Annotated in this window: 1 protein-coding gene (cut by a window edge); it reads left to right on the forward strand. The window is 69.2% G+C overall.

What is annotated here, in order from left to right; genetic code table 11:
• On the forward strand, positions 1–13724 hold the 5' end (the start) of the coding sequence (locus OHQ90_RS09675; protein WP_328409254.1) for an alpha/beta hydrolase. Its footprint extends 13855 nt past the window's final position; the window shows 13724 of its 27579 coding nt (coding positions 1–13724); its start codon is at positions 1–3; the stop codon falls past the right edge of the window.

Raw genomic sequence — 13724 nt, forward strand, 5'->3', positions numbered from 1 at the left:
ATGGCGATTATGATCCCCGGCTGGCTGCAATGGCTGGAGTGGGTCGCCGGCACGGACTGGCCCGAGGGCAACGAGGATCTGCAGAAGGCGCTCGGGGAAGCGCTGCTCGATGTCGGCGACGATCTGCGGAGCATGTCGATTCCGGAGGCGCAGGCCGCGATCAAGTCACTGCTTATCGCATACCCGGATGGTGAGGGCAAGGAGCAGATCGAGCGCGAGCTCAAGAAGCTCATCTCCGGCAAGGGTTCGATGGAAGACCTGGTCACGGCCTTCCAGCAGATGGGCAGATCGGCAAAGGATTTCGCGGGACAGATCCGGTCGAACAAACTCAATGGGATCTTCTCTCTCGCCTGGCTGGCCGCGGAGTTGGCCTATGCGCTGACCCTCGGCCCGGGAGCGCCGTTCGCGCAAGCCGGCGCGATCGCGGCCGTGCAGACCGCCTTTCGGTGGCTCGGTACCCGGCTACTCAGCGTCATCGGCTCGATCGTGGGTCGAATGGCTATCTCGCAGAGCGCGAAACTCATTCTCACCAAGCTCGTCTACGAGATCGTCCAAGAAGCCTTCACCGAGGTGATTCAGGGCACCTTGCAAGAGCTCGCCGTCCAGGGGCTCAATGTCAGCCAGGACTTCCAGGACAAGATGCACTGGGACCAGGTCGGGACGAACGCCTGGATCTCGGCGGTGGCCGGTGGTGCCGGCGGCGCAGCGGGTCACGGCATGCACGGTCTGATGCACCGGACGCCGCTGGGCGACGCACGCTGGCAGGGCATGTTCAAGGGCGCGGTCGTCGGCGCGGGCGCGGGTCTGGCGGGCGCGGGTGCGGCGTATGTGTCCACTGGTTTGTCGGGCGGCGGTTGGGAACTCGACCCGCGCATGCTCACCGGCGGCGCGCTCTCCGGCGTCGGTCCCAGCGCGGCGCACGGGTGGCGGGGATCGTCGAATTACGCGGGCGGCCCGATGGACAATGGGCGGGGGCCGGGTTCGAACGTCGGTGTCGCGACCCCTCGGACCGACGGTAGTACCCCCACTACGCCTTCGAGCGTCGACACCACCGGTGCGACAAACGCCGCCGCGACCAACCCGACGACCGATGCCGCCGCCAACGGTGCCGCCGCCAACGGTGCGGCCGACAGCGGCACGAGCAGCCTTGCCGCACAAGGCAACAGCGGCGGACGAGCGAACGGCTCGGATGGCGGCGGCGCGGAGACGGGTGACTCGACGTCGGCGCAGAGCGGATCGAACGGATCGGCCGAAACCGGAAACCGGAATGGTGCGAACACTGACCAGACAGGCTCTGCCACTACCGATTCTGGTGCGTCCACCAGTCAAGCGAGCTCGACCGGGAGTGATTCCGGCGGATCGGGCAGTCAATCCAGCTCTGCCACCAGCGATTCGAACACCTCCGACAGCGCGTCCGTGGCGAACGGCGCCGAAACAGGCACGGCTGCGAACGGTTCCGGTGTCGGCACCACAACTGGCGCCGACGTCGGTACCGGCGCCGACGGCAGCGCGACTTCGCCACAACCGGGCGGCCCGTCGGCTGACACGCAGCAGCCCGGTGCCACGCAGTCGAGTCCCGTCTCCTCGAATAGCGGCCTGACCAACGCGGGTTCGCCTACCGGGCCGATGGCCATGCCGAGCGCAGACACCCCATCAGCCGGCATGGCCGGCGCGGGGTCGGTTGGATCCGTGGCGAGTGGGCCCGCCGCAACGGGGGCGACCGCGAGCGTGCCATCGACCGCGACGCCATCGCAGGCAGGCTCGCCCGCCTCCACATCTACTGGGACATCGTCCGGATCCGCTTCGGTGGGATCGCCGCAGACCGGTTCCTCGACCGCGCCGAGCGCGGCGCGGCCCAACACCGGTGCCGTTGACAGCACTGCCGATACCTCTGTGTCAGACGGCAGCTCGCCGACGGCCGACATCGACGGCGCTCAATCGGCGCCCGACACCGGGCCGCCACGCGCCGGTGCCGCGGGTTCGTCCACCACGGGAAGGTCGGCGCCGGGCGGCGCAGGCGCTGTGCAGGCAGATACTGCTGATTCTGAAGCACCACAGGCACTTACACCCGAGTCGGACGCGGATGCCGATGCGGAGCTCGGTGCGAACGCTGACCCGTTGCTGCCCGAAGACGGTCTGGTTATCCCAGGTCCGCTCGGCGCTCCAGCAGCGGCCGACGGCCCGAACCGGGTGTCGGGTGACCGGGCCGGACGAGTCACAGCCGACAGCGATGCCGAGGGCGCGACCGACGCGGACGCCGACGGCGCGACCGATACCGATGCCGACGGCAAGGCGGATACCGACACCGACGGCAAGGCGGATACCGACACCGAAGGCAAGGCAGATACCGGCCGTGCCGCGCAGCGCCCCAGGGTGTTGCCGGAGAATTTCGCGCCGCCCTCCGACGTCGAAAGCGCGAACGCGCAGTCCGCGCTGGCCAAGCTAGGCGCGAACGCGAGCCCGCAGGACCTCCTACACGGCGATCCAGGACATCCCGACGCGACCGCGCGCGCCGAGGAACGAGCCCGTGCCAACGCGGAATGGTGGAATCCGCTCTCCGCCGACGAGAAGACGGGGATGGTGCGGGCGCATCCGGAGGTGATCGGCAACGCGCCCGGTATCGATGCAGTGTCGGCGAACGACGCGAACCGGCTGCAGATGGCCAGGAAATTGAGCGATCTCATCGGGCGTGACGATTTGACGCGGGCCGAACGCAAACAGTTGGCCAATCTCCGCGCCACGGTGCGCGCCTTGGCGGCGGCTCAGCTACAGGCGGCCGCGGTCGATCCGGACCTGCCGGTGCACGTGGTGGCCTACGACTCGACCGCGTTCGGTGGAAAGGGCAGGGCTGCGGTTGCTTTCGGCAATATCGACACGGCCGACCACCTGTCTTGGCATGTGGCAGGTAAGCACGGCACCGTCGCACAGCTCGGCGCGAGTTTAAGTGCCGCGCTGAATCAGTACCAGTCGTCGGTGGCCAAAGTTCGTACCGGCGAGTCGATCGCGTCGATCGCATGGGTCGGCTATGACGCACCTGCCGGGGGCAGGTTCGGAGCCGCTCGGCAGGCGTTCACGCTTGGGCACGCCAGGGCGGGTGCGAATCTGCTGCTGCGTGACATCGCCGCCTCCGACGCGGCTCGGGCGGTGCCGAGCGGGCCGGATGGAACGCCGACCAACAAGGTCATCGCCTACGGCTACGGCGTCGATGTCGCCGAGGCGGCGGGTAAGGGCGGCCGCCTGCAGGGCCTTGCCACCGATGTGGTCCTGACCGGTCTACTCGGTGAGCCGATCATCAAGGCTGGGCACTTCGGCAGTGCTGTCCGGGTCCATGCCGCTGCGTCGCCGAACCTGTTCAGCCGGCTCGACTCGCCGGTGCCGGACCGCGCGAATCCGCCGAGCGGCGTACCGACGAACACGCTGTATCGGATTGATGTGATCGCGGCCGACCGCGTCGGCACCACGGCGCATCAGAATCCCGACACCGATTCATCCGATCAGGCCCCGCCGCAAGCGGACACCGACCCGCCTCCCGTGTCGGAGAACAACTGCGCCGAGCGTGCGCTGTGGCGGGCGGCCAGGCAGACCGGCAACGAGGCGATCTCGGTGCTGGAGCCTGGCTCGATCGGCCCAGAAGGGTTGGGCTGGCGCGACCTGCAAGCCGCGGCCGGCGGTGATCTGACCCCGGTTTCCGGCACCAGGAAACGTTCGGCCCATCAGATGATCGCCGACGGCCTGAAGTATCTGCGCGGCAAGTCGACAGTGCTCGTCGTCGACGAGCACCACGGACCGGTCGACCAGCACGGTGTCGGCTCGCACGCCTACGCCATGTACTTCGACAAGGCCACCGGCAAGGTCATGGTGGACGATCCGCTGCGCAGCGACCAGCCGTTCGAGTTCGATCCGGACACCGCGCCCGACGTAAAGGGCACCTGGGGTGTCTTCTACGGTGCGGAGGGCGAGCTGTTGCGCCCGCTCGCGGCGGGCAGCGGCGCCGAAGACGACAGCGACCTGGTACGACCCGGATCGCCCATCGGTGAAACCGATCCCGCCGAACCTGGCGACACCATCCCCGGTCGGCCGCCGGTGCCGGACGGGCCGATCACCGATGCCGAGAACGACCTCGCGACGGCCGCGGTGGCCGCGCTCGGCGAGAACGCCGAACCCCAGCAGTTACTGCACGACGACTACACCGGTGATGTCGCTGCCCAGGCGCGCGCCAAAGCCGAGGACAATGCCGACTGGTGGTACAACCGCATCGGCGCCGAGCAGCGCGAGGCGATGATCCGGGTGCACCCGGAATTGGTCGGCAACGCCGACGGCATCCCGGTCGAGGCGCGCGACCGTGCGAATCGCCTTGCACTGGAACGTGATCTGACAAGCTACCGGATGCGGACCCCGGAGCGGCTCGGTGCTGGTCAGCTGGTCAATTCGGAGTTCAACCGCGCGGAGCCCGATCACCTGCGCAACTTGATCGCGACCAGGGAGGCGCTGCAGCGTGCGGATCGTCTTGCCGCCGCGCTCGATCCGATTGTCGCCGTCCCGGTCGTGCAGGTGCTGTCCTATAACTCATTGCTCTTCGGCGGCCAGGGTCGTGCGGTGGTGTCCTTCGGTGACCTCGACGCGGCGGCGGCGGTGTCCTGGCATGTGCCCGACAGCGGTGCCTCGCTGCGCAATCTGGGTGACCAGTTGCTCGAGGCCGCCGGCCACTACGAGGCGACGGCACACGCCGATCCACATCTTCCCGCCGCCGCGGTCGCCTGGCTGGGCGCCGAAGTTTCGTCCAACCATCTATTGCCTGGTGCGCGTAGGAATGCTGAAGCGGGCGGCCACCGACTGGTGGGGGACCTCGCCGGTTTCGACGCCACCAGGTCCGCCGCCGCCGGCCACGCCCGTGCCGAAGGCAACGAGGTGGCTGCGCCGCACACCAATCATCTCTTCGGGCATCGATATGGTTCCACCACAGTTGGTTTCGCTGGTGCGGACGGCAGGCTGGCCGGACTGGCCGGCAGCGTCACGCTCACCGGGACACGCGACGCTGGGCCGATCAGGACCGCACGGGAGTTCGGGATCGGTGACCACGTCTACGTGGCGACCTCGGCAAGAGACCGCACGGCCGCAGTGGCCGCCGCTCCCGGCAGGGTGGCCAGGTTTGTCGGGCTGACTTCGAGTGCGGACCCGACCGCTGCGGCGTTCGGCGCGCGACCTGTCGCGGTGGACAATCCGGGCAATCGCCGCGCGCCGTTGTCGGAGCTGTACTTCCACACCGATCCGGAAGGCCGAATCCCGACCGAAGCACTGCGGAACTTCGGCCGGATCGCGGCCGGCCGCGGTGTCGACGTGACTGTCCCCACGCGCACCGACGCGGAAGCTGTCGCTGATCTCGTGACGCCTCGCGACGGAACGGCGCCGGGCGATGCGGTGCAGCAGAATCGGCACCTGGGCGGTGTATTACCGCCGGACGCGCGGCCAGGCGACCGTGAATACGAACTGGCGAACGAGGCCGAGCAGCGGCTGCGGAGTCTGCTCAGTGCGCCCGAAGTCGATGTGGCGGAGCTGCTGGAGTACACCGCCCGGCCGGAGCTGGCGGCACGTCCCGACGTCAGGCTGGGAGCGCTACTGCAGCGCGCGGTGCCACCCGATGATGTGGTCGGCGCCGCCCAACGGCGCGCCACCCAGAACGCGACCTGGTGGCACGGGTTGAGCGACGTTCAGCGTTCCGCCGTAGTGCAGACCTACCCGCAGGTGATCGGCAACACCGATGGCATTCCGGCAGCGGATCGCAACGCGGCCAATGAGCTGGCGATGACTCGTGACCTCGAGCGGATCCTCCGGCTGGCCGACGACACGGACCGCCCCGCACTCACCCCCGCCCAGTGGCGCGAGCTGCGCAATATCGTGACTGCGCGAGATCAGTTGGCCGCCATGCGCCGTGGTGCCAACGCGACGATCGGTTCGCCGTCGGTGCAGGTGCTGTCCTACGACCCGAGGTCGTTCGGCGGCAAGGGCAAGATCGTGGTCGCGCTCGGCGACCTGGACACCGCGTCCTCGGTGTCCTGGCATGTCGGCGGCCGCGGCACGACGATGCAGAGTGTTGGCGACCGGATGTCCTTCGCACGCGGCCAGTACGAGGTGACCGCCGGTTTGTCTGCGGCGGATGCCGGTGTGGCGTCGATCGTCTGGATCGGATACAACCATCCCGACACGAAGCCGGAGGCCGGCAATCCACGCCGCGCCGCGGTCGGCGGATATCTGCTTGCACGCGATATCGCGGCACTGAACGCGACGCGGACCGATCGAATGCCGGACGGCAGTCCTGGCCTGACGAATCATCTCATCGGCCACGGATTCGGTTCGACGACAACGAGCTTCGCCGCTGCCGGCGGTCGGCTGACCGGTCAGATCGGCACCATCACCTTGGTCGGCCCGGCAGGTGCGGGCCCGGTGCGGACCGCAGCCGGATTCGGGATCGGCGAGCAGAACGTGTTCGTCGCGGCCGCACCGGGTGATCGGGTGGCGACGCCGGGACGCTTGGGTCAGGTCGGGCAGCGACGCCTCGGGGTGAATCCCGCGGCGGCGGAGTTCGGTGCCCGCCAGATTCTCGCGCGGTATCCGGATACCCGCGAGTTCGGCGGGCGGCGCGGTGCGCACCGCGGCTACCTCGGGCATACCGATCCGCACACCCGCACCCCCACTGCGTCGCTGGCCAATATCGGGCTCATCGCCGCGGGCCGCGGCGATGAGGTCGCTACCGCGGATCAGGCCGTCGCCCGGCCTGCGTCGAGCGCGCAGGTGGTCTCGGCCGCGGACGTCGGGCGGGCCTTTGCAGCGGTCCGGACAGCCGATCCCGCCACCGAGATTCCGACCGATGCCGGGCCCGACCGCACCAACCGCCGGTGGAGCAGGGACCGGACGCTGCCGCCGGACACCGCGGTCACCCAGGCGGACCGCGACGTGGCGCGCGAGGTGCTGAACAAGCTCGCACCGGGGGCCAGGGCGGATCGGCTGCTGCACGCCGCCGATCCGGAAGACCTGACCGGAGCGGCACGGCGTCGCGCCGAGGCCAACGCGCGGTGGTGGCGGTCGCTGACCAGCGACGAGCGTGGGTTGGTGCTGCGCGTGCATCCGCACGAGGTGGGTGACGCCGACGGAATCCCCGCCCATGTACGCGATTACGCGAACCGCCTGTCCATCGCCCGTGATCTGGCCGTGTTCGCAGGCAAGGTCCCCGAGGGCGCGGATCTCGAGCAGTGGATGCGCAAGGAACTCAGCGGTCCCGAGCGTCGGAGGCTGGAGAATCTGGTCTACACCCAGCGGGCGCTGATCCTGGCCGAGCAGAAGGTCGGCCAGCTGCACCGGAACGTCGAGGCCCCGCCGGTCCACGTGATCGGTTACAGCGCGACCGAATTCAATGGCGCGGGGCGAGCGCTCCTGTCGTTCGGCAATGTCGACACCGCGTCCTCGGTGTCCTGGCAGATCCCCGGCGTCACCACCACGATGCAGCACCTGCGAGCGCGAATGGGCAACTCGCTCAACTTGTTCGAAACCACTGCACGAATGAATCCGGACCTCGAACTCGCCTCGGTGGTATGGATCGGCTACGACGCGCCGAGCGGCGCCACCATGGCGACCGATGCGGCGTCGCAGGCGCACGCCCAGAAAGGCGCCAAGCTGTTGGCGCGGGATGTGGTCGCGTTCAATGCGAGTCGCGACTACTACGCGGACAAGGGTGGACCGGGGCGGCCGGAAAATCATCTCTTCGCACACAGCTATGGCTCGACGACCACGGGGTACGCGGGTGAAGGCGGCCGCCTCGCCGGTGAAGTGAGCACGATCACGCTGCTCGGCTCGCCGGGCGCCGGCCCGTTGACACACGCGGACGATTTCGGCATAGGCGCCGAGAACGTATATGTCGCAACGGGTTCGCAAGATCCGGTGACGTGGGTAGGTGCGAACATCGCCGGTGAGATGGGTCGGTACGCCGGGCGCGGCCAGGGCATCGATCCGTCTGTCGCGGCCTTCGGAGCCCAGCGCATTCGTGCCGAATTCCCGAATGTCCCGAGGTTCTCCGACAAGCTGCGCAATCACCGCCAGTACTGGCAGTACAGCGAGTGGGCGCACCGGACGCCGACCGAGGCGCTGGAGAACTTCGGCCTGATCGCCGCGGGTCGGGCCGACGAGGTCTCGCTCGCCCAGCATCGTCCCGGCGTGGAGAACCCGACCTGGTTGCAGCGTCGCGTCGGGTCGATGCCGAGGGACCCCGAGGCCCGTCGCGAGGCGACGATCCAGCACGGCTCGACCAAGTACCGACGGCCCGGCGATCCGGGACCGGCGCAGCCGCCGCCTGCCCCGGGGCCCGATGACGGCGGGCCGGGTGATCGCGCCGCACACCCGCGCACTGCCGGTGACACGCAGATACCGGGAACACAACCCGATGCCGAACCGATTGCGTCGCAGCAGGAACCGGTCGTCACACCGGACTCGATCGCGCCCGAGTCGGTCCGGCCCGAAGGGGACACCGACCAGGAGCCCGAAGAAGCCGCCGCGGACGATCGCGGCGCGGGAGGCCGAGGACCGAACGATCCCAACGCTGCGGCCACTCCGTCGGACCCGGACGACGAGGGCAACCGGCAGTTCGAGCGCGACGGCCTGCTTCCGGTGGATCGGCCGATCACCGATGCGGACCGACTGGCCGCTGCGGAGCTGCTGAACAGGCGCGCCCCTGGCGCGACGCCGGAACGGTTGCTGCACAGCGACTACACCGAGCCCGACACCGTCGCGTCGGCCAGGGATCGAGCATCGGGGAACGCGCACTGGTGGGATGCGCTGTCCCCGGCCGAGCGCAAGCTCGTGGTGCGGGCGCACCCACGTCACCTGGGCAACGCCGACGGCATCCCGGCGGTGGCCCGCGATTACGCGAACCGGCTGGCGATGGTGCGGGACGTGGCCGAGCTGCGCAACACCCATTCGAGCGAGCTGACCAAGACACAACGACGACAGCTGCGCAACCTGGAGACGACGCTGGCCGCCCTTGCCGAGGCCGACCGGATGGCAAGCGAGGTGGGGCAGGATTCGGACCGTACCGCACCGCCGGTCCACGTGCTGGCCTACGATGCTGTCGCCTTCGGTGGCAAGGGCCGCGCGGTGGTCGCATTCGGTGATGTCGACACGGCGGATTCGCTGTCCTGGCATGTGCCGGGGATCAAGACGAATCTGGGCAAGCTGGCCTGGAACGCGGAGTTCGCGCGCAACCACTACGAGGTCACCGCGGACCGCAACCCCAACCAGACGGTGGCCTCCATCGCGTGGCTCGGCTACAACGCACCTTCGGGATATCTCGGTGCGTTCCGTCTCGGTCCTGCCGAGCAGGGCGGGGCGTGGCTGGCCCGGGATATCAGCGCACTCAACGCTTCCCGTGCGGCCAGGGTTCCCGATGGTGGGCCGGGCCGGCCGAAAAACCATGTGTTCGGGCACAGCTACGGTTCGACGACGACGAGTTACGCCGGTGGCGCGGGTCGGCTGGCGCCGGAGGTCGCGTCGATCACGCTGGCCGCCTCGCCCGGTGCTGGTCCAGTCGGGCAGGCACGCGAATTCGGCATCGGGGACAACGTTTTCGTGGCATCGATGTCGACGGACAAGGTCACCTGGGTGGGTGGCAACCGGCCAGGTCGGTGGTCCCGGTTCCTCGGGGTCGGGATCGACCCGTCGATCGAGGCGTTCGGTGCGCGCCGGGTTGTCGCCCAGTACCCGGACACCGCCGAATTCGCCGACCCACGCCGCCATCACACGCAGTACTACGACTACATCGATGCGAGCCGGACAAGTCCGACAGAAGCGCTGGAGAACTTCGGCAGGATTGCCGCCGGTCTCGGCGACACCGTGACGCTGGAGACGCATCGGCCCGGCGCCGATGACGCGAATGTCTTCCGGCGCGTGTTGTTCGGCAAGGTGCCGAAGAACGATCCGGCCGCCACGGCCGGGATCGACGACGGCACGCACGGCCATCGGCCGGTGGATGGCCCGGTCGACCAGCCGGTCGGCCCGGAAGTGCAGGGGCATCGCGGCGGTCGCGGACGCTGGGCGGAGAACACCCTGCCGGGGTTCGAGGCGGCCATGCGGCTCGGTGTCGACGTGATCGAACTGGACGCGGGCTTGACCGTGGACGGTGTTCCGGTCATCCATCACGAGCAACGGATCGACTCGCACACCGTGCGTGACACCACTGCGGCAACGCCGGAAGATCCGCAGCACCCATACGTGGGCAAGCCGATTCGCGAACTCACTCTCGCCCAGGTGCAGACCCTCGACGCCGGGGTGGTGAATCCGAAATTCGCCGACACCCAAATCGCCGAGGTGGGCACTCCGATTCCGACGCTCGATCAGGTGGCCGCGCTGGCCGGCCGAATCGGCTGGGGCGGAACGCTGGCGCTGGAGATCAAGACCGACCCGTCCTGGACCGACGCCGACGTCCGGCAGTTGGTGGAAGCCGGCATCGCGGTGCTGCGACAGCACAGTGTCGACTTCCGGATTCTCGGATTCGATTGGCGGGTACTGACCTACGCCGCGGAACTGGCTCCGAATGTCGAGCGGGTCGCATTGGTCAGCGCGCGCACGGCGACCGAATCGTGGCTGGGCCGCGACCCGGGCATCTCCCGGTTCGGCCGGGCGCGCATGCTCTGGGCGCAGGCGACCGGCACGCCGCGCGATTCCGGTGGCGATCTCGCGGCCGCGGCGCGTGACGCGGGCGCGACGATTCTGTCGCCGGAGCGCTCGATGGTCACCGAGTCGCTGATCGCGCAAGCCCGCGCGGCGAGCTTGGCGGTCGCGGTGTGGACGGTGAACGACCCGGCCGATATGCACCGGCTCATCGAACTCGGCGTCGATGGCATCGTGACCGACTTCCCGGATCGCCTGCGCGAGGTCATGACTCATCGCGGCCGTCAAGTGCCCGGCCCGGTCGAAGGTCCAGATGAACAGCCCCCGGCACCAGTGCCCCGTGACCCGAGTGATGGCGGGCAGCCCGACAGCGACGGCGCGCAGGCGGTGCAGCCGCGCCCGCGCACCGACGAAGAACTCGCGCAGGCCGCCCTCGACAAGCGCGCGCCCGGTGCGACGCCGGAACGCCTGCTGCACACCGACTACGTCGACGCCGACACCATGGCGTCGGCTCGGGACCGGGCGGCCGCGAACGCACGCTGGTGGGGTGCGCTCGACGGCACCGAGCAGGCCGCACTGATCGCGGTGCACCCACACCAGATCGGCAATGCCGACGGCCTCCCCGCCACCGTGCGTAACGCAGCGAACCGGTCGGCCATTGCCCGGGATCTGGCTGCGCTACAGGCAATTCCCGAGCAGGAACTGACCACAGCGCAACGGCAACAGCTGCGAAACCTGGAGGTGACCAGCGCCGGGCTGGCCGATGCCGACCGGTACGCGACCGAGGTCGACGCCGATCTGCCGACGCCGTCGGTGCACGTGCTGTCCTACGACGCCGTGGCATTCGACGGCAAGGGTCGCGCGGTGCTGGCGTTCGGCGATGTAGACGGCGCCGATTCGGTGTCCTGGCATGTGCCCGGGATCAAGACCGATCTCGGCAAGTTGGGCTGGAACGCGGAGTTCGCCCGTAACCACTACGAGGTCACTTCTCGCAAGAACCCGAGCCTGCGAGTTGCCTCGATCGCCTGGCTCGGCTACGACGCGCCGGCCGGATACGCGACAGCGTTCCGGACCGGCCCGGCCCGGCAGGGCGGGGAGTGGCTGGCGCGAGATATCGCCGCTTTCAACGCCTCTCGCGAGGTACGCAGCGACGGCCTGCCCGCGCACCCGGTCAACCATGTGTTCGGACACAGTTACGGCTCGACGACGACGAGCTATGCCGGCAGCGTGGGTCGTCTCGCGCCGGAGGTGTCGACGATTACGCTGGCTGCCTCGCCCGGCGCGGGTCCGGTCGGCCATGCGGGCGAATTCGGCATCGGGGACAACGTTTTCGTGGCGTCGATGTCCCGCGACAAGGTCACCTGGGTTGGGGGCAACCGGACCGGGCGGTGGTCGCGCTTCCTCGGCATCGGCGTCGATCCGGCCATCGAGGCCTTCGGCGCGCGCCGGGTTGTCGCCCAATACCCGGACACCGCCGAATTCGCCGACCCGCGCCGCCACCACACCCAGTACTACGACTATCTCGACCCGAGCCGGACCAAGCCGACCGAGGCGCTGGAGAACTTCGGCCGAATCGCCGCCGGTTTCGGCGACACCGTGACCCCCGAACTGCATCGTCCCGGCATCGCGGACGCGGGCGTGCTGCGCCGAGTGATCCGTGGGATCGCCAAGATCGACCCGGCGGCGACAGCGCATATCGACGATGGGACGCAGGGCTACCGGCCGGTGGACGGCCCGGTCGACCAACCGGTCGGCCCGGAAGTGCAGGGGCATCGCGGTGGTCGTGGGCTCTGGGCGGAGAACACCCTGCCCGGGTTCGAGGCGGCCATGCGGCTCGGCGTCGACGTCATCGAATTGGACGTCGGCTTGACCGCGGATGGTGTTCCGGTTATCCATCACGAGCAACGGATCGACTCGCACACGGTCCGCGACACCGGACCCGCGACACCCGGCGATCCGCGATACCCCTACGTGGGCACACCGATTCGCGAACTCACCGCGGCTCAGGTGCGCACCCTCGATGCCGGTGTCACCCATCCGGATTTCGCCGACACCCAGGCCGCGACGTCCGGAACCAGGGTTCCCACGCTCGCTGAGGTGGCCCGGCTCCCAGTCGAAATGGGTTGGAGCGGAACGCTCGCGGTCGAGATCAAGACCGACCCGTCCTGGACCGACGCCGATGTCCGGCAACTGGTCGCGGCGACCGTCGAGACGCTGAACGGGCACGGTGTCGACTTCCGGATTCTCGGATTCGATTGGCGGGTACTGACCTACGCCGCGGAACTGGCTCCGAATGTCGAGCGGGTCGCGCTGGTCAGCGCGCGCACGGCGACCGAGTCGTGGCTGGGTCGCGATCCCGGAATCTCGCGGTCGGCCAAGGCCAGGATGTGGTGGGCCAAGGCCACCGGTACGCCGCGAACTCCGGGCGCTGATCTCGCTGCCGCGGCGCGGGACGCGGGTGCGACCATCCTGTCGCCGGAGCGGTCGATGGTCGCCGAGGCGTTCATGGCGCAGGCCGAGCAGGCGGGCTTGCGGGTCTCGGTGTGGACGGTCAACGACCCGGCCGATATGCACCGGCTCATCGAGCTCGGCGTCGATGCCATCGTCTCCGATTTCCCCGATCGGGTCCGCGAGGTCATGACGCACCGCGGCCGAGCCGTGCCCGCCCCCGCCGAAGGCAGGCTGCTCCCGCACGACCTCGGGTTCGGCGAGAGCGATGTGCGGCTGGCTGATCGCGCACTCGACATGTTCGAGGCGGGCGAGTCCGCGCGCAGGCTGCGGCACGGCGAATACTCGGCGGACACGGCGGTGGCCGAGGCGCAGGCCCGCGCCACCGAGAACCGGCAGGTGTGGGAATCGATGAGCCCGGCGCATCGGGACGCGCTGATTCGGGTGTATCCGCAGATCATCGGTGCCACCGACGGTATTCCCGCCGAGGTGCGCGACGAGGCGAACCGCCTGGCACATCGGCGCGCCTGGCGCGAACTGGGTGACCGCATCGCGGGGGTCCCACAGCTCATGGACCGCATCGTGAATCGGCCCCGGAATCTCGGCAGGCCGGAGTTCCAGCT

Origin of the sequence: Nocardia sp. NBC_00403 (assembly GCF_036046055.1) — a bacterium.
Lineage (GTDB): Bacteria > Actinomycetota > Actinomycetes > Mycobacteriales > Mycobacteriaceae > Nocardia.